The sequence below is a fragment of the Rhizobium sp. FG113 genome, assembly GCF_057809895.1.
The window spans coordinates 370,933-389,198 of record NZ_JBMDKV010000001.1; the positions used below are offsets into that span (position 1 = coordinate 370,933).

Annotated in this window: 18 protein-coding genes and 1 riboswitch; of the genes, 7 read left to right on the forward strand and 11 right to left on the reverse strand. The window is 61.3% G+C overall.

The genetic code is table 11. The features are described from left to right. Positions 1 to 92: 92 nt before the first annotated feature. Positions 93 to 800 (reverse strand): GntR family transcriptional regulator, encoded by a 708-nt coding sequence (locus tag ACODTZ_RS01485; protein WP_113177276.1) that lies wholly within the window; start codon positions 798 to 800, stop codon positions 93 to 95. Between the two features lie 283 nt (positions 801 to 1,083). Here ACODTZ_RS01485 and ACODTZ_RS01490 point away from each other — a divergent pair, with 283 nt between their 5' ends. Then, positions 1,084 to 1,698 (forward strand): biliverdin-producing heme oxygenase, encoded by a 615-nt coding sequence (locus ACODTZ_RS01490; protein ID WP_489023234.1) that lies wholly within the window; start codon positions 1,084 to 1,086, stop codon positions 1,696 to 1,698. A 46-nt stretch (positions 1,699 to 1,744) separates the two neighbouring features. Here ACODTZ_RS01490 and ACODTZ_RS01495 read toward each other — a convergent pair whose 3' ends face one another. Beyond that, positions 1,745 to 1,972, reverse strand: coding sequence for a hypothetical protein (locus tag ACODTZ_RS01495; protein WP_489023235.1), 228 nt, complete (start codon positions 1,970 to 1,972; stop codon positions 1,745 to 1,747). A 348-nt stretch (positions 1,973 to 2,320) separates the two neighbouring features. Between ACODTZ_RS01495 and ACODTZ_RS01500 the strand changes: the two genes are divergently transcribed. Then, the gene (locus ACODTZ_RS01500) at positions 2,321 to 4,327 is read left to right on the forward strand and encodes a N,N-dimethylformamidase beta subunit family domain-containing protein (RefSeq protein WP_489023237.1); all 2,007 of its coding nucleotides are present in this window, start codon (positions 2,321 to 2,323) and stop codon (positions 4,325 to 4,327) included. Here ACODTZ_RS01500 and ACODTZ_RS01505 read toward each other — a convergent pair. From ACODTZ_RS01505 to ACODTZ_RS01545, 9 genes are all read right to left on the reverse strand, one after another. Continuing rightward, positions 4,324 to 5,106, reverse strand: coding sequence for an ABC transporter ATP-binding protein (locus tag ACODTZ_RS01505; RefSeq protein WP_489023239.1), 783 nt, complete (start codon positions 5,104 to 5,106; stop codon positions 4,324 to 4,326). The genes ACODTZ_RS01500 and ACODTZ_RS01505 overlap by 4 nt on opposite strands. 1 nt (position 5,107) lies before the next feature. Beyond that, on the reverse strand, positions 5,108 to 5,965 hold the full coding sequence (locus ACODTZ_RS01510) for an ABC transporter permease (RefSeq protein ID WP_489023241.1): 858 nt from the start codon (positions 5,963 to 5,965) through the stop codon (positions 5,108 to 5,110). 24 nt (positions 5,966 to 5,989) lie between these two features. Then, positions 5,990 to 7,006, reverse strand: coding sequence for an ABC transporter substrate-binding protein (locus tag ACODTZ_RS01515; protein WP_489023242.1), 1,017 nt, complete (start codon positions 7,004 to 7,006; stop codon positions 5,990 to 5,992). Between the two features lie 278 nt (positions 7,007 to 7,284). Further along, positions 7,285 to 8,577 (reverse strand): hypothetical protein, encoded by a 1,293-nt coding sequence (locus tag ACODTZ_RS01520; protein WP_489023244.1) that lies wholly within the window; start codon positions 8,575 to 8,577, stop codon positions 7,285 to 7,287. Positions 8,578 to 8,618: 41 nt separating this feature from the next. Then, positions 8,619 to 9,356 carry a histidine utilization transcriptional repressor HutC gene (hutC, locus tag ACODTZ_RS01525; RefSeq protein ID WP_489023246.1) on the reverse strand — a complete coding sequence of 246 codons (738 nt, stop codon included), beginning with the start codon at positions 9,354 to 9,356 and terminating at the stop codon, positions 8,619 to 8,621. A 49-nt stretch (positions 9,357 to 9,405) separates the two neighbouring features. After that, complete coding sequence (locus ACODTZ_RS01530; protein ID WP_489023247.1) at positions 9,406 to 10,419, reverse strand: zinc-dependent alcohol dehydrogenase; 1,014 nt, start codon at positions 10,417 to 10,419, stop codon at positions 9,406 to 9,408. Positions 10,420 to 10,423: 4 nt separating this feature from the next. Further along, the gene (gene hisD / locus ACODTZ_RS01535) at positions 10,424 to 11,752 is read right to left on the reverse strand and encodes a histidinol dehydrogenase (protein ID WP_489023249.1); all 1,329 of its coding nucleotides are present in this window, start codon (positions 11,750 to 11,752) and stop codon (positions 10,424 to 10,426) included. A 228-nt stretch (positions 11,753 to 11,980) separates the two neighbouring features. Further along, positions 11,981 to 12,751 (reverse strand): SDR family NAD(P)-dependent oxidoreductase, encoded by a 771-nt coding sequence (locus ACODTZ_RS01540; protein ID WP_489023251.1) that lies wholly within the window; start codon positions 12,749 to 12,751, stop codon positions 11,981 to 11,983. Between the two features lie 84 nt (positions 12,752 to 12,835). After that, entirely contained in the window at positions 12,836 to 13,639 is an 804-nt protein-coding gene (locus tag ACODTZ_RS01545; protein ID WP_489023253.1) for a potassium channel family protein, read from the reverse strand. Between the two features lie 182 nt (positions 13,640 to 13,821). Next, positions 13,822 to 13,931, forward strand: a riboswitch (guanidine-I (ykkC/yxkD leader). A gap of 73 nt (positions 13,932 to 14,004) precedes the next feature. Here ACODTZ_RS01545 and ACODTZ_RS01550 point away from each other — a divergent pair. The 5 genes from ACODTZ_RS01550 to ACODTZ_RS01570 all read left to right on the forward strand — a co-directional run bounded on the left by ACODTZ_RS01550 (position 14,005) and on the right by ACODTZ_RS01570 (position 18,263). Beyond that, on the forward strand, positions 14,005 to 15,078 hold the full coding sequence (locus ACODTZ_RS01550) for a putative urea ABC transporter substrate-binding protein (protein ID WP_313760268.1): 1,074 nt from the start codon (positions 14,005 to 14,007) through the stop codon (positions 15,076 to 15,078). A gap of 64 nt (positions 15,079 to 15,142) precedes the next feature. Next, positions 15,143 to 15,961 carry an ABC transporter permease gene (locus tag ACODTZ_RS01555; protein WP_489023255.1) on the forward strand — a complete coding sequence of 273 codons (819 nt, stop codon included), beginning with the start codon at positions 15,143 to 15,145 and terminating at the stop codon, positions 15,959 to 15,961. Beyond that, entirely contained in the window at positions 15,958 to 16,782 is an 825-nt protein-coding gene (locus ACODTZ_RS01560) for an ABC transporter ATP-binding protein (protein WP_111560670.1), read from the forward strand. Before ACODTZ_RS01555 ends, ACODTZ_RS01560 begins: the two co-directional genes overlap by 4 nt. After that, entirely contained in the window at positions 16,779 to 17,600 is an 822-nt protein-coding gene (locus tag ACODTZ_RS01565) for an urea amidolyase associated protein UAAP1 (protein ID WP_489023257.1), read from the forward strand. Before ACODTZ_RS01560 ends, ACODTZ_RS01565 begins: the two co-directional genes overlap by 4 nt. Before the next feature lie 12 nt (positions 17,601 to 17,612). Next, positions 17,613 to 18,263, forward strand: a complete 651-nt coding sequence (locus ACODTZ_RS01570; protein ID WP_209235963.1) for an urea amidolyase associated protein UAAP2 — start codon at positions 17,613 to 17,615, stop codon at positions 18,261 to 18,263. Positions 18,264 to 18,266 lie beyond the last annotated feature (3 nt).

An 18,266-nucleotide genomic window follows, 5' to 3' on the forward strand; every position in this document is an offset into this window, starting at 1 on the left:
GCGCGAAGCTCCGCCCATTTGCCGAGACCGTATCTATCACTATGCCGACTTCTTGTCGACAATAAAAATACAAGAGCGGATCGCTTCGAGAATTAGAGCGGCAGCCGTGCCGTCTGCCGGTTGTCGGCGGTGATGTAGGAGCGGATCTGGCTGACGATCTGGTCGGCATGGGCGGCGGCAAGCTTGTCGGCGCCGTCGATGTCGCGATTGATGATCGCCTGGATCATGTCCTCGTGCTCGCCAACATATTGGCGCGGCAGCACGTCGTTGAAGGACGAATAGTAGAGCCTGAGGATCCTGCGGCCTTGGTCGAGCAATCGCGTGAAGAGATCCGTGTAATAGCGGTTGCGGCCGGCCTCGGCGATGGCGACGTGGAAATCGCGGTTGGTGGCGATCATCCCCAGCACGTCGCGGGCCTCGACGGCGGTCTGAAACTGCAACTGCAGCGCCCGGATGCCGTCGATGTCGGATGCCTGATGATTGGCGGCCGCGAGCCGCGTCGTCACGCGGTACATCAGCGTCAGCGCATCGAAGAACTCGCCCAGCCCGAGAAAGTCGATGTTGGAGACGATTGTTGTGCGATTGGTGAGCGTGGTGATCAGCCCCTCGGCCGCCAGCCGCACCAGCGCCTCGCGGATAGGGGTACGCGAAAGCGCAAAACGGTCCGAAAGCTGCTGCTCATCAACGGGGCTGCCGGGCGCCAGCTTGAGCTCGATGATCTCGTTGCGCAGGGTTTCATAGACCGTGGAGACCCCGTAGCCTCGCTTGTGTACCGGCTGCTTCTCCGTGTCGTCCGCCAACTGTCGTCCTCCAAAGGCTGCTGCAAATTCTTGTCTTTTGCTGCATATCAGGGAAAACGATGAAGCAGCAAATAATATATTCTATGTCGACAATGCCCCATGCATCACTCATAAAAAGATGAGGGTTATTGTCATGAATCAAGCGGCCATGCTGGCGTCGTGATATGGCTCGGTCCGTCTCCATGAGATCTTTGGTCTTGTGGGGTGGATGGACGATAATGCCGTTATAGATTTATCCGCTACGGCCCGTTTGAAGGCCGAAACTGATTGAAGGATTGAATGTATGTCGATTGCGACTGAGATCTCGCCGGTAACCGAGGACACGCGCACCAAGCGACTGAAAGCCGCGACGCATGCAGCGCATGAGCGCCTGGACAAGCGCATCATGCAGCTCAATCCCTTCGCGGACCGGGAGAGCTACGCTCGCCTCGTCACCATGCAGTACCTGTTTCACCGGGATCTCGATGCCCTGTTCTTCAACGAAGAGCTCGACGCTTTGCTTCCCGATCTCACCGGGCGCCGGAGGCTGGCGCTGATCGAGCAGGATTTTGCCGATCTCGGCGTCGCGATGCCGCAAACGGATAGCGCACCGATATTCGCCAGGGGAGAGAAGGTCGCGCTCGGCGAAGCCCTCGGGTGGCTCTACGTGATCGAAGGCTCCAATCTCGGCGCCGCCTTCCTGTTGAAATACGCGGCCAAGCTCGGCCTCGACGAGAACATGGGCGCGCGCCATCTCGCCGGTGCGCCGGAAGGGCGTGGCCTGCATTGGCGTACGTTCACGGCAGCGCTTGATAGCGTCGAGCTGAGCGATGATGAGGAACGGGCGGCTATCGCCGGTGCGGACGCCGCCTTCGCGCGCGTCTATGAGTTCGCTGAGCTTGCTTTCGCCGGCCATTAAAGTCGCGGCACTCTGATAACCCCGCCTGTGCCGGCGTCCAGCCGGCTCAGGTCAGGATGAGGAAATTGGCGCAACTCGCATCGACGCTTCCGATGCGGATACGGTGTTCGGTTGCAGCGGCAAGCGGCCGGAAGACAACCTTCTTTGCCGCCTTCGCGCGCTGCAGCAATTCTTCGCCGGCAAACAACAGGCCGTCTTTCTCGGTCATTTCGTAGGCGACATGGCCGTTATGCCCGTCATCGGCAATAGTGATCGTCCCCAATCCTGAACGCATTATATGAACCTCCCTCGCATTCCATATATCGTGCATTAGGGGGATGAAAAGTTCAATGTGCTGAACGGGTTGTCCACCTTTTGAAGAATGGGTGGCGGACAAAGAAAAAGCCTCGCGAAGGGCGAGGCTGAAGTTTCGACCGCATCGGGGAAAACGAATGCGACCAAAGCGCTCTTAGCCCATTGCCCGCGTCGTTAACAGGCCAGAAACTGTCGGTTTGGTACGCATCGCAAGAATATCTCGGCCGGCGCAGCGGTTGACGGCACGAAGATGTATAGACAAAATTCCCGCTGATAACCGGGTCGCTATCGGATTGCCGCCCCGACTTTGAGAATGCGGGGTGCCGGCATGCGAAAGCGATTGAACCACGACGCAATGGCTGCGGTTGGTTTCATCGAGCCGTGGAGCGTGAAAGCAGGCTCCGCCACGGGTGCCTTTCTCTCCTGCGTCGATCCAAAGGCAAGCGTCAGGATCGTCACACTTGATCGCGACGAGGCGGTGGCAGTCGAATGGGAGATCGCACGGCATTCCGAACTTTCGATCCGCGAGTACGAGCTCGGCTCCTGGGCCGAGATCCCGGCTACCGCTTTTCGGTCTGAAGCCTACGAACTATCCCTCGAAATCCTCTTCACCAGGAACGAGACAACGAAGCCGGTGATCGCGATCGGTCCGCTGCTCTTGAACCTGGAGCCGGATGGCAGTCTGGTTGCCGTGGTCGAGGGCGAAAGCCACGTCGTCGCTGAAGTCCGCAACGAGCGATGGTATCAGCTCGACGTTTCCGTTTCGCCGAGCGCGGTAGATTACGGGGTCAGGCGTGCTGACCAGCAGGTCGTAGCGGAATGCACGATCCCGCGCGTCGCGGCGGATATCACCGGGCCGATCTGCATCGGCGGCGTCTCGGATCGTTCACATCAGACCTTGAACGCCAGGCTCGGCCGTATCCGGCTAACCAGCGCCGACCACGAGACGGAATGGCGCTTTCCCACCCGCGGCCCGGCAAGCGAGATTCCGCCCGTGCAGCAAGGCGGTCCGGCGATCATTCTCCACAATGCGCCGACTTTTGCGGTCGCCTCGCCGCGCTTTACCGGCGAGATCCATGATCCCCGTCTGGCCCCCGATCATTTCGATGCCATCCACCTGCACAACGATGATTTCGGCGGTTTCGACTGGGCGGCGGATATGACGGTTCACATCCCCGAGGATGCCCGATCCGGCGTCTATGCGCTTGAGATAAGGACCGATCGCGGCGTGGAGAGGCTGCCTTTCTTCGTCCGCCCACGCAAGCCTCAATCGAACGTGGCGGTCCTGCTGCCGACCGCGACCTATCTCGCCTACGCTGACGAACAACTGCCGCCGCATCGCTACCCCTGGCATGGCAGCGACCGCTCGCACCTGTTTGCGATCGACAACAATTTCCTCAGCCTCTACGACACGCACAGCGATCTCAGCGGCGTCAGCCTGACCTCGAGCCGGCGCCCGCGCGCGACATTGAGGGACGACTATCACTACCCTCTGTCGAACTCTCCGCATCTGCTCTCTGTCGATCTGCAACTGCTGAAATTCTACGCGCGCCATGGCATCGCGGTCGATGTGCTGACCGATCGCGATCTTCACGACGATGGTGCGGACAGCCTCTCGCCCTATCGGCTGGCGTTGACGGGCAGTCATCCGGAATACTGGTCGTCCGCGATGATGAGCGGGCTGGATCGCTATCTCGGTTCCGGCGGCAGCCTCGGCTATCTCGGTGGCAACGGCTTTTACTGGGTAGTCGCCTTTGACGGCGACAAGATGGAACTGCGGCGCGGAAAGAACGATATCTGGAGCGGCCGGCCGGGCGAGATGCACCTCTCGATGACAGGCGAGCCGGGCGGAAACTGGGAAGATCGCGGCAATCGCCACCCCCAGGCGCTTGTTGGTGTCACCTATGTGATCATGAGCTTCGGCCCGTCACGCCCCTACCGCCGGCTGGAAGGGAGTTACGGCGCCGAATATGCATGGCTGTTCGATGGCGTCGGCGAGGCTTTCGGCGATAGCGGCACGGTGCTCGGCGGCGCGGCGGGATACGAGGTGGATGCGGTGCTGCGCTCGGAGGAAACGCCCGCCAACCTCGTTCGGCTGGCGGTCGCGGATGGTTTCGACGACAGCTTTCAGGTGCGCCCCGATCTCTGGCTTGCCGATGGTGAGGCCGAGCGGGCCGCAATGCGGCGATCGGATATGACGATCTATCGGCACGAGGCCGGCGGATTGGTGTTTTCCGCCAGCTCTGTCGCGTGGATCGGCGCGCTGCCGGCGCCGGGAGAAGACAATGATGTCGGCCGTATCATGCTCAATCTCGTTGGCCGGTTCAGAGCTTAAAGCGCATCTTCCTGTTGCGAACCAGCGCGGATCGCCGCCAACACTTCCTTCTGAATGGAAATGAAGTCCGAGGTCGAGATCATGTCCTGATGTCGCGGGCGCGCCAGGCCGACGTGGAAGGTAGCGTTGATCCGGCCGGGATTGATGCTCATCGAAATGATGCGGTCGGAGAGGTAGACGGCTTCTTCGACGTCATGGGTGACGAACAACACCGTCAGGCGATGTTCTTCCCAGATCTGCGTCAGCAACTCCTGCATTTGATGGCGCGTCAGAGCGTCCAGCGCCCCAAAGGGCTCGTCCATAAGCAGCATCTTCGGTCTATAAGACAGCGCGCGCGCGATAGCGACGCGCTGCTTCATGCCGCCTGACAGCTGCGAGGGAAAGGCATCTGCGAAACGGTCGAGCTTGACCAGGTTGATATGGTGCCGTGCGACTTCTCTGCGCTCAGCGGACGACAGGCCTGCCGCCTGAAGCGCGAATTCGACGTTCTGCTGCGCGGTCAGCCAGGGCAGCAGCGTATAGGACTGGAAGACGACGCCACGGTCGAGGCCGGGGCCGACGATCGGCGCGCCATCGGTCAGGAGCACTCCGTCGTTGAATTTCTGCAGGCCGGCGACGATCGACAGAAGCGTGCTCTTGCCGCAGCCGGAAGCGCCGACCAGCGACACGAACTCGTTGTCGGCAAGTTCCAGATCGATGTCGCTGAGGGCGTGAACGCTTCGCTTGCCCGATCCGTACCACTTGTTGAGCGATTGGATCTTGAGTTTCGGTTCAGTCATATCAATGTCTCGACGTATAACGGAAGAAAACACGCTCGAGAGCCTTCATGCTCTGATCGGTGATCAGACCAAGTATGCCAAGAAGCAGGATGTAGCCGATGATCGTCTGCGTCTGGAAATAGCGCTGGGACACCACGATGCGGTAGCCAAGCCCCGAGGTGGCCGCGACAAGTTCGGCCAGAACAAGCCAGGTCCAGGCCCAGCCCATGCTGATCCTGAGCGTATCCCATATGCCCGGCAGCGACGACGGCAGGACGATGCGCCAGAGGATCTTCGGCTCCGACAGACCGAGCGTTCGCCCAAGCCCAACGAAGTCTGGCGGTACGCGCTTGACGCTGTCCATCACCATCAGCACCTGCTGGAAGAACGTGCCGATCCAGATGATGACGAATTTCTGGATATCGCTGGTTCCTGCCCACAGGATCGTCAGCGGCACGAAGGCGACGACAGGCATGTAGCGGACGAAGTCGATAAACGGTTCGATCGCCGCTTCCCAGGTGCGGTAGCAGCCGATCATGATGCCTATCGGGATCGCCATCAAGGACGCTAGCGCGAAGCCGACGAGCATTCTGTAGATGCTGATGCCGGCATCGTTCAGCAACGTCCCGTCGAGTGCCAGCTCCACCATCTTGGTCCAGACAGCGCTCGGGCTCGGAAGGAAGATGGGCTTGACCCAGCCGGTCGCGGTCGCCGCCCACCAAAAGGCAAACAGCAGCGCGAAGACGCACACCGCGATCAGGAGGAACGTTTTTGCGCCGAGCGGATCACCGATGCGGAATGCACTGGGCGGTCGCCCGACACCCGCGCGCGAGGACGCGCGGGTGTCGGTGCTGGCAGACGAGGATTGTGATGCCGACATGGATGATCCGTCTTGGTAAGCGCGTTACTTGTTGGCCGCGTCGACGAAGGACGAGTCGATCATCTGTTCGGCGGTCACGTCCTGGGTCAGAATCTTGGCGAGCTTGGCGGCCTTCAAGACATCGACGAATGTCTTGGTCTTGAACTCGCCGGCGAAGGCCTTGGACGCTTCGGCGGTCGTGTAATACTGCACGCCGTCGAATGCGGTTGCGAGATCTTCAGGCGATGCGCCAACAGCCTTGGCGATTATCGCGCGGTCCTCGGCGGTGTTGGCCTTGTAGTCGGCAAGCGCTGCGTCCCAGGCCTTCAGCATGGCAAGAACCTGGCCCGGCTTGGACTTCAGAACGTCCTCGCGAACAACCAGCACGTCAGACACGAGGCCCGGATCCTTGCCGGCTTCGAAGAGAAGCTTGATGGCCTTGTCCTGCGCGCGTGCAGTGGAGATGTAGGGCTCGTAGGTCACGGCAACCGGAACCCGGCCGGCGATCAGAGCGGAGCCCGCATCGGCTGCCGGCATCGGAACACGGGTGATGTCGTCGATGGTCATGCCGTTGGCGGCGAGCGCGTAGTTCAGCAGGATGTCGCTGGTCGTGCCTTCTTCATAGGCGACGCTCTTGCCCTTCAGGTCGGCGACGCTGTTGATGTCGCTGCCGGCGAGAATGGCGTCGGCCGTCAGGCTGAAATCGAGGAGCGAGACGATCTTCACCGGCAGGCCGGCGGCGACCATGCCCATCGCGGTGTGGGTCGCGATATTAGCTGCGTCCAGCTGGCCGCTGGCGAGCGCTGCGTTCAGATCCTTGTCTTCAGTGAAGTTGACGAGTTCAACCTCTTCCAGACCGGACTTCTTGAACAGATCCTTGCTGGCGGCGACATGCCACTGGCCGTAGCCAAGCCACGGTTCGATGCCGAGCTTGAAGGTACCGGCTTCCGGCTTGGCGGGAATGTCGGCTGCTGCGGCCGGGACGGCCTGCGTGAGAGCGCCGATAACGCCGGCGACGATGGCCAGGCGTGACATGTGAGACTTGATCGATGCGTATGTCATGGTAACCCCTCTTTTCTACGATGATGTGTGCGCTAGGCTCGAAGCCGAGACGTCATTCGTGTGTTTTGTATGTTCAGCCTATATTTTGGGCGGTCGGCGGAACAGCATTATGTATAGTCATTTCTTTGCCCGAACTTGTAAATCTGAATCTGCGCGACAACGCCAATTGACGCCGCGCAAAGTCAGAAAACCTCTACCCCTCTATGAATGTGCCTGTCGATTTCGGCAATCGCCGATGTCGCGTTTTGGCGAATTCGTGATGGCTGGAAGCGCTCATCTTAGGCGTGCTCCGGATCGATCGCGTCGAGGAACCGGGTCACGATATCCGCGCCCGCTGTCGGCTCGCTGCCCACCATGACGGCCGTTGAAAAGCCGATCAGCGAAGACGTCGGATTATGCGTGGCCGCGCCGGCGCGAAGGTTCATCACCAGCGTCGGGCAGAGGAACAGCCCGAGTCGGATTACCGTTCGCCAATCCGCTGGAAGCAGCGCACGGCTCTTCAGCTCCGTAAGCAACGGCTTCCAAAGTGCTGTTGCCTTGACGTCGAGAAGCGCCTGACGGACCGGGCTCGGCTGCCAGTCGAAATCGGCATGCAGCGTGCCATTTTCATAGCGCGTCCGGGCTTCGAATTTCTGCTCGGCAAGATCAGGCTCGTAGAGCCAGAGCGGGTGGGCGAAGATGTTGTGGAAGGTGGTTTTGACCTCTGCAAGGAGCGTCGGAATATGCTCGCCGGCGAAAGCTGGGTCGAAGAAGGCGAGCGACGCGCCGTCCTCGTTCTTGCGATACCAGACGTTCGCGTTGTGGGCGTCACCATGGGCCGTGACACCGCCGGCATCCGCGAGGCGAAGCGGCGCCAGCCGCCTGTGCGTATCGTCAAACAGTTCGCCGACCGTCTTTTCATAGGCAATGCCGTTGATGACGAAGCGCGCTGCCGCGAATTCGCTCCAATCGAGCGAAACGCCGGGAAAAGCGAAGCGCTTGCCGATGTAGAAGCTCTCGTAGCGCCCGCCTGGGAATGTCGCGCCGGGTTCGCTGACGAGGCGGGCGGAAAACAGCCGGTGCACGGGCTCCTCAGCCACCTGTTCCGGCGTTACCGGCTGCAGCGTCTCCAGGTAGACCTTTAAAACGGCCTCGCTGAGCTTGCGTTCGGCATTCACCGCCTCAGCGGCTGCGGCTGCATCCGGCTCGAGATCGATGGCGCGCAGGACGTCGGAGAACCTGGGGTCGAAGCGGCGCTTGTAGACGAGGATCTGTTCACCGGGCAACGTCGACATCATCACCGGCTGGTCGACGGGAAGCCCCGCGCGCGTCAGGATATCCGCGCGGTAATACTCGCCGCCCATCTTCTCCTCGCCTTCCTCCTGGTGGAATTTGAAGAAGTATTTCTCCTCGCCGCTTTCGAAGAAGCCGTTCAGCGAGTTCAGGCTGTACTGGTCGAAATTGATCGCGAGGTTCCGCGCTTCGAGCTCGAACAGATCGAAGAGCAGCTCGGCGAGAAGTGTCTCGGCCACGCCATCGCGCTTCTTGGCGTGATCGCGGATAATGGCGGTTCGGCTGTTGGTCTGGCTCATGGAATGCGCTTCTCGAATAAATAGGGTGTTGATGCGTGTTGTCAGGCAGGCTTGTGGGTTGGGCGATATCGGCTGCCGAGAGAGTAACGGCTGCCGACATGGGTGAAGGTGTTGACGGTCGCGACCGTGGCTCCGGTCCAGGTCTTGCGGTGCAGAACAAGGCAGCTGTCGCGCTCGGGCATCTGCAACAGCCGCGCCTGCTCCGGGCCGGCCGGCACCGCGCTGATCAGGTGTTCCACCTCCGTCAGCGGCGTACAGCGCTGCAGATATTCCAGCGTCGCGATCGAGGTGAAGTCCTGATCGAGATAGTGTGGGACGAGAGCGGGGTTCACGTACCGCTCTTCCAGCTGCACCGGAATGTCATTTTCGAAATGCACGACGAGCGAGTGATCGACTGGCTTGACCTGATCGAACTCGAATGCACGGACAATGGCGCGCGCGGGATGTTCGATGCGCTCTAGCAGGATGACGCCGGCGCGATGCTTGCCGCCGCGATCACGGATCTCATTGATGATATTGCTGACTTCAATCAACGTCGACTGCGCCTTGGGCGGCGCGACGAAGGTGCCAACGCCCTGCACCCTGCGAAGATGGCCTTCCGAAGTGAGTTCGCGCAGCGCGCGATGGACCGTCATCCGGGAAACGCCCAGCGAATTCACGAGATCGTTTTCGGAGGGCAGCCGGGCATTCTGCGCCCACTTGCCGCTGCCGATGTTGGCGAGCACGAAGTCCTTGACCTTCTCGTAGAGCGGCGATGCCGAATCCGAAAGTGCACTCAATGACAAACTCTCCAGTTCGTTCTCGTGAACGGCTATCGCGTGGCGAACCTCAATCCGCGATTTCGACGATGGTTTTCAGTTTCTGGCTCCGGCCTTCAAGCAGCCGCTGATAGGCGTCCGGGACATCGTCGAGCGACGTCAGGACCTCGCTGAACTCGATAAGGGCGGGCTCCAATTCAGGCAGCAGGGCGATTGCTTCCGGCAGCTCGGATGCGAAAGCGTGGCAGCCGACCAGCGATATTTCCCGTTCGACAAGGATATTCGGATCGAGGTCCAGCTTGCCATGGCTGATGCCGACAAGCGCCAAGGCGCCGCCACCGGCAAGTAGATCGAGTCCGGCGGCAATCGCATGGATATTGCCTGTCGCGTCGATGGCATAGCGCAGCCGTTCGCCATTCAGCGCGCTGTCGATCGCGGCCTTGTCCAGGGTGACCGCCGTCCCGCCACAGATGCGCGCGACGAGCGCCGCGCGCTCTGCATTGGTGTCGGCAAACAGAAGCTCGCCCTTGTGGAGCTTAGACAGCAGCAGGCCGCTCAAGCCGCCGATCGTGCCGCAACCTATGACGAGAACCGCTTCATTCTGTGCTGCGTTGAGGCGTCTCACCGCATGTAGCGCCACCGCCAGTGGCTCGGCCATGGCCGCGACCTTCGATGCCAGCGATGGCTCGTGCTTGAAGAGCAGCTTTGCCGGCAGCTGAACATGCTCGGCGAACCCGCCGTCGCATGCTTCGCCGACAAAGCCCAGAGCCTCGCATATGTTGCTGCGGCCGGACATGCAGGCGGGGCAAGTGCCGCAGTAGACGCGCGAGTCGGCTGCCACGTAGTCGCCGACCTTGATATCTTCGACACCTTCGCCGACATCGGTCACTCGGCCGCAAAACTCGTGGCCTGCCGTCGACGGGCGTCTGCTGATCCACTGGCCGGTGCGGTAGTTGTGCAGATCGGAGCCGCAGATGCCGGCGGCGCGGACCTCCACATTGACGAAGTCACTGGGTGGGGCCGACGGAGGGTCGATCGTCTCGACCCGCAAATCCCCAGCATCGTGGAGGCGCACCGCTTTCAAGGGCTCAGCCTTTCGTCTTCAGGTAGGCGTCGCGCACGTCGGATACGGCGTTGGCGTGCGAAGAGAAGCCTTCGTAGAGCGCCAGCTTGTGAGCATGCGCGGCAAACTCGGGATAAGCAGGCGCCGTGACGTAGCCGATCGAGCTGCGCTTGACGAAGTCGGTCACCGAAAGCGGGCCATAGGTGCGCGCCCACCGGCTGGTCGGCAGAACGGCGTTCGGGCCCAGGCAGAAATTGCCGATGCTGACAGGCGTGTGTGGTCCGAGCAGGATCTCGGCGGCCTCGGTAATATGACCGAGATGCGCAAAGGCGTCTGTCGAGAGAATTTCGAGGTGTTCGGGGGCATAGGCGTTCACGAAGGCGTAGCTCTCCTCGATCGAAGAGGTCAGCACGATGCCGCCGCACTTTCCGGTCAGCACTGTCTTGGAGAAGCCGACGCGCTGTTCCGTCATCCGGCCCCAATGCTCCGGAAGGGCTGCGATCGCTTCTTCAGCGACGCGGCGGCTATGGGTGACGAGATAGGCGGACGAATCCGGGCCGTGCTCCGCTTCGATCAGGAGGTCGAGTGCTGCAAGCCCGCCATGCACGGTGTCATCGGCGAAGATCATCGCTTCGGAGGGGCCGGCGGGCAGGCCGGTGTCGATCACGCCCGACAGAAGACGCTTCGCGGCGACGACCCACGGGCTGCCCGGTCCGACGATCTTCAGCGCCGGCTTGATTGTTTCCGTGCCATAGGCGACGGCCGCAACGGCCTGTGCGCCGCCAACCTTGTAGACGGTGTTGACGCCAGCAAGACGGGCCGCGACCAGCGTCGCAGCGTCCACGCTTCCATCCGGCGCCGGCGGGGTGACGATTGCAAGGTTCGGCACGCCGGCAACCACGGCCGGAACCGAGGTCATCATCGTGACCGAGGGGAAGGAGCCCTTTCCGCGCGGCACGTAGAGCGCGACGGACTGGATCGGCGTGAAGCGGTCACCGGCGAATGCGCCCGGGCGAATTTCCTTCAGCCACATGGCCTCGGGCTTCTGCTCTTCGTGGAAGGTGCGGATGTTCGATATGCCGAACTTGATCGCCTCGATGACATCGTCCTCGACCAGCTTGAAGGCGGCATCGAACTCGGCCTCGGTCACCTGGATCGAGCTTTCCGACATGTCTGCCTTGTCAAGCTCGCGGCCGAAGCGTGCAACGGCCCGGTCGCCTTCCGTGCGAACCGCCTCGAGGATCGGACCTACCTTCTCGATGAAGCCGGAAATGTCGGTCTCCGACCGGCGAAGCAGGGCCGATTTCTCGTCTGAAGAAAGCTTCGAATATTCGTAAAAGGAGACTTCAGTCATTGTGCACGTAACCTTGTTGGCGTCTTGGGCAAGCGCCGGCGAAAGCCCAGCAATGGGCACAGCTTCGCCGCCGATGTCCGTTCGATCGGCTGTCTACTCAAACCAGTGGCTCAGGTCGAGGATTGATGTTCCGCTTTATTATTTTGGTCGAGTGAAACATGTATATACATGCCATGTCAACGCACTTTACGACCAGAATTGCGCGCCGCAGCTGACAACAGGAATGCGTCAGATGGAGGCCAAGAAACCGCCGTCAACAGGCAGGCAATGGCCGGTGATATAGCCGGCCGCATCGCTGGCGAGAAACACGACGGCGCCCCCGAGATCGGCCGCTTCGCCAAAGCGGCGCTGCGGGATCCTTGCCACCATGCGCGCCTGCCAGTCCTCGTCCTCATAGAAGCCGTCGGTCATCGCTGTCCTGAAATAGCCGGGCGCGATCGCGTTCACGCGGATGCCGGCCTCAGCCCATTCGGCGGCGAGCGCACGCGTCATTCCGAGCAAGCCGGATTTGGATGAGCCGTAGGGAACGGCGGTCGGAATGCCGACAAAGGACGTGAGCGAGCAGAGATTGATGATGCTGCCGCCGGTCTCCTGCTTGGACATCCGCTTCGCCGCCGCCTGCGACCAGAAAAACGCGCCCTTGAGATTGGTTCCGACAATACGGTCCCACAGCGCTTCGTCCACATCGAGCGAAGGCGCGACCTGCTCGATGCCGGCATTGTTGACGAGAATGTCGATCCTACCGGTCAAAGCGCAAGCCTGCTCCAGCGCGGCGTCGATCGAAGTGAGATCGCTGACATCCTGCGCGATGGCAATGCAGAGCACACCCCGGCCTTCAACCTTGGCCTTCGTATCCTGCAGCGACGCCAGCTCTCTCGCCGTGATGCAGAGGTCGGCGCCCGCGTCCGCCAGCGCAAGGGCGATCGCCTGGCCAAGGCCGCGGCTGGCGCCGGTGACGACGGCGACCCGCCCCTTCAGATTGAATGAATGTCCGGACATGTGATCCCTCCGATGTTGCGCCGAGGAAAGCATCTTTCCGCGATCATATCTATACATATAACGGTCTTGCTGATGGCGTCGCGGTTACTGGCCTTCGTCGGGGATGTTCAGCAGATGTCCGCAGGCCTTGCAATGCACGGCGTCGGCATCATGGCGCTGCAGGCCGCATTGCGGGCAGGGGAAGTTGACCTTGTAGGGCCGCACGACCGCCTGCGCGAGGCGGACGAAGAGCGAAATGCCGACGATCATCGTGACGATCGATGTCAGTTTTCCCATGACACCGGGCAAGGTGATGTCGCCGAAGCCTGTCGTCGTGACCGTCGCTACGGTGAAATAGAGGGCATCCACGAAGCCTTCCCAGCCGCCCTGGCCGTAGAAGAATGTCGTGTAGACGAAGCCGGTGACAATGAAGAGGAAGACCACGAGGTTGACGCAGGCTCGCACGACATCCAGCAGATGCGCGCAGCCGAGCCGCCGCAATCCCTCCTTCAGGAATGGGCTGTTGCCGATCGCCCAGATCCGCATAGCCCGCAGGAAGGTGAAGTTGAACAAGAGATCCGGAAGCAGCAGCGTCGCCAAGATGAAGAGATCGATCCAACTCATCGGCCGCTTCACGAAGGCCTTTACGCTTCCCGCGATGATGGCCTGGGCGATGAGTTCGATCGCCACCCACACGGCAATCATATAGTCGATGATGAGATAAGACGGTCCGGTCCGCAGATATGGCCCGAACAGGAAGAAGGCCAGGATGGCGAGATCGACAAAGGCAAGCAGAGCCTGCAGCTGAAGCGAGCGGATATCCCTGCCGCGTTGCAGCCAGTTCAGTTGTTTTCGGAGTTTCTTGACGATGCTGCCTGCGTCGCCTGAATCGGTATGCGCGTTGCTCATGCGCCAGAACTATCAATCGCTTTCAGCTTTTCAACCGCCAAGCTGCCGCGCTCAAAAAATCCCAGCCCGGTGCAGCTGCCTAAAATCACCGCCTCTGCCGCCGCTTTTTTTGGCATGCGCGAGCAAGCCATGCGGAAACGGCGCGTTTTCCGAGTTGGCACGCATGTTGCATTTGAAAGGGCAGAGTTGGTGGCTAGGGTTCCGGCACGTAAATGTGTGACTGGTCCGAGAGCTGCCACCGGTTGGGGGAGAAATCCCACCGGGTGCACGGCGGGACAAAAGCCCGGGAGACCTCGTAAGCCAAGGGATTGGCGGTGCGATGGTCTGTGCCAATCCCTTTTTCTATACGCAAAAGGGGAATTTCAATGCAGACTTTTTCGAAGATCATTTCAGTCGCAGCACTTTCGACAGCGCTGGCACTCGGCTTCGGCGCTGGCGCCCGAGCCGAGCAAAAGACCGATTTCAAGGTCGCCTGGTCCATCTATGTCGGCTGGATGCCCTGGGGCTACGCCGCTGACCACGGCATCGTCAAGAAATGGGCCGATAAATACGGCATCAAGATCGAGGTCACGCAGTTCAACGACTATGTGGAGTCGATGAACCAGTATACGGCCGGTGCCTTCGATGCGGTCACGCTGACCAATATGGACGGCCTGTCCATTCCGGCGGCCGGCGGCGTCGATACCACCGCCGTCATCGTCGGCGACTTCTCGAACGGCAACGACGCCGTCATCCTCAAGGACAAGGCGAGCCTCGCCGACGTCAAGGGACAGAACGTCAATCTCGTCGAGTTCTCCGTTTCGCACTACCTGATGGCGCGGGCGCTTGAGAGCATCAAGCTGACGGAGCGCGACGTGAAGGTGGTCAATACGTCGGATGCCGACATGGTCGCCGCCTACAAGACGCCCGAAGTGACGGCTGTCGTGACCTGGAACCCGCTGGTATCGACCATTCTCGAAGACCCGACGGCCAAGAAGGTGTTCGACAGTTCGCAGATTCCGGGCGAAATCATCGACCTCATGGTCGCCAATACCGGCGTGCTCAAGGACAACCCGAATTTCGGCAAGGCACTCGCCGGCATCTGGTACGAGACGGCCGCCCTGATGACCGCCGATAGCGCCGAAGGCAAGGCGGCGCGCGAGGCGATGGGCTCCGCGTCCGGTACCGATCTCAAGGGATACGAGGCGCAGCTGGCCGTAACTCGTCTGTTCGACAAGGCGGCGGATGCCGTGGCTTTCACCGCTTCGCCGAACCTGCCGAAGACCATGGATCTCGTGCGCAACTTCCTGTTCGAGAAGGGCCTGCTCGGCAATGGCGCGCCATCCGCCGACGTCATCGGCATCGAGATGCCCGATGGCAAGGTTCTCGGCGACGCAGGCAACGTCAAGCTTCGCTTCACGGAAACATACATGAAGGCTGCCGCCGACGGCGCGCTTTAAGCGATGCCGACACCGGCGCGGGAACTCGCGCCGGTTCGATGTCTAACGTGAACGGAGCATCTTCATGCGCTGGATAAACACGAGGCCGACCAAAGGGGCGCAACTCGCCCTGATGCTGTTGCCGTTCGTGCTGCTGGTGATCGCCTATGCCTTCGGCTCGGCGGCGCGGCTGGCGGAAAACGCCAATGACAAACTTCTGCCCACGCTCTCGGTGCTTGGAGATGCGATCAACCGCATGGCCTTCGTCGCCGATCCGAGGACGGGAGCGTATCTGCTCTGGTCGGACACATCGGCGAGCCTCATCCGCTTGCTGTCAGGCCTTGGCATCTCGACCGTGATTGCACTGGTTGTCGGCATGCTGATCGGCATGCTGCCCTATCTCAGGGCGCTGCTGGCGCCGTTTGTGGCGGTGATATCGATGGTGCCGCCTCTGGCCCTGCTGCCGATACTCTTCATCGTCATGGGGCTCGGCGAGACGTCGAAGATCACGCTGATCGCCATCGGCGTCGCGCCGACGATGATCCGCGACCTGGCGCTGAAGGCGCTCGAACTGCCGCGCGAGCAGATCGTCAAGGCGGAGACCTTGGGCGGCTCATCCTGGCAGATCGCCTTGCGGGTGGTGCTGCCGCAGGTGCTTCCACGGCTGATCACCTGTCTCAGGCTGCAGCTCGGTCCGGCCTGGCTGTTTCTCATCGCCGCCGAAGCGATCTCGTCGGATTCCGGCCTCGGCTACCGTATCTTCCTCGTTCGTCGCTACCTCTCGATGGATATCATCTTCCCCTATGTGATCTGGATCACGATCTTGGCGGTCGCGATGAACTATGTGCTCGACCGCATCTCGGCCGCCGTCTTCCCCTGGTCCGTGCTGGAGAAGCCGGCATGAGCGAGCTCAGGATTGAAAAGGTCTGGAAGGAATATGGCGACCAGATCGTGCTCGAGGATGTGTCGCTGACGGTGCAATCGCGCGCCTTCGTCGCGCTGGTCGGCCCGTCTGGCTGCGGCAAGACGACCTTCCTGCGCATGCTTCTTGGCCAGGAGCAGCCGACGCGCGGAACGATCCTGCTCGATGGCGAGCCGTTGCCGGCTGAACCGGGGCCGGATCGCGGTGTCGTGTTCCAGCGCTATTCCGTGTTTCCGCATCTGACGGTGCTCGGCAATGTCATGCTGGGCAAGGAATTCACCGCTGCCCGATATCGCGCCAAGCTTTTCGGCGCCGCGCGCAGGCAGGCGATGGAGGAAGCGCGGCATCTGATCGCGCAGGTCGGTCTGGCGGGCTCGGAGAGCAAGTATCCGTCGCAGCTCTCCGGCGGCATGCAGCAGCGCCTGGCGCTTGCGCAGGCATTGATCATGAAGCCCAAGGTGCTGTTGCTCGACGAGCCCTTCGGCGCGCTCGACCCCGGCATACGCGCCGAAATCCATACGCTGATGAAGCGGCTGTGGAACGAGACACAGATGACCGTCGTCATGGTCACGCACGACATGCGCGAAGCCTTTACGCTGGCCAGCCGCGTCATTGCTTTCGAGCGGCGGCGCGACCGTCCGGAAGAGAAACTGCGCTACGGCGCGTCGATCACCAACGACATTTCGATCTGGCCCCCGCGCCTTGCGGGTACACCATCCATTTTCAGCCCTGATCGGGACGACCCGATCGCATTTCCGGGGCAACGCCAGGACGACCTGGCATCATCTGGAGATAAGGCATGATGCATGTAAGCCGCTCTGCGGAAGAAATCGCGGCAAACCGCGCCCGCTATGAAGAGCATCAGAAAAAAGGACTGCAATTCGCGCCGAAGGCGCTCCCAACGCCCAGCCCGCTACCCGCGCCGGCGCTTGAGAGCAGCGCCGTCATTCATCAGGAAGTCATTCCGGGTGGCTGGTACTGGTCGACCGTGCTGAAGCGCGGCGAGGCCATTCGCGTCGATCAGGGCGAGGGTGGCTCAACGGTGGCCGTAGTTGCCTGGAACGCCGATGATACGAGCGAGCGGCTCAATCTGGTCGATACCGCGAAGGTCCAATGGACAACGGCGCTCGGCAAAGGGCGCGTGCTGTTTTCCGATATGGGCCGCGTGATGTTTTCGCTCACCGAAGACAGCTCCGGCGCTCACGATTGCCTGATGGGCGGCTCCACGGCCGCAACCAACGCCGCGAAATATCCGGGCGAAAAGACCCGCAACACCCGCGACAATCTCGTGCTTCTGACGGGCAAGCTCGGGCTCGATCGTCGTGATATTCCCGGCATGATCAATCTCTTCGCACCCGTCAGCCTGGACGAGAATGGCGGGTTCCACTGGCGCGCCAAGCGCTCCAACAGCGGCGATTATACCGAGTTGCGCGCCGAGATGGACATGCTCGTCGGCTTCTCCAATTGCCCGCATCCGTTGGACCCGAGCCCGGTCTACGCGCCGCAGCCCGTCACGATCACCCGCTTCCGCGCGGCAGCACCTACTCCCGACGATCTGGCGCGCACCGCGACGGCTGAGGCCGTTAGGGGCTTCGAAAACAACGCGATGGCATCGGCGTAAGGAGGGGCGATCATGAGCATTTTTATTCAGACATCCAATGCCCGCACGCTCGATAACGCCGTGCAGGATCATTTCATCCCGGCCGAGGCGCCGTGGTCGGGCATCGTCAGGAAAGGACAGACGATCCGCATCGAGGACAGCTACGGCCAGCAGGCGATCGACACGCTGTTTTATCGTGCCGACGATTTCTCGGAACGCTATTCCAATCAGGACACGATGCGCGCGCAGGGTGCCGCCTATGTCGGCGTCGGCACGAAGGTGATGTCGAGCGAAGGCAACGTGATGCTGCGCATGACCGCCGATAGCTGCGGCCGCCATGATACCTCCGCCGGCGCCTGCTCGTGCGAGAGCAATACCGTTCGCTTCGGACATGCGACCAAGTATCTCCACGCCTGCCGCGACAATTTCGTGCTCGAAGTGACCAAGCACGGCATGAGCAAGCGCGACATCGTGCCGAACATCAATTTCTTCATGAACGTCCCGATCAAGCCGAATGGCGAGATGACGATCGTCGACGGCATTTCTTCGCCCGGCGACTACGTCGAACTCGTCGCGGAGATGGACGTGCTTTGCGTCATCTCCAATTGCCCGCAGATCAACAACCCATGCAACGGCTTCGACCCGACGCCGATCCGGGTCTTGATCTGGGACGCAGAGGGCTGACCC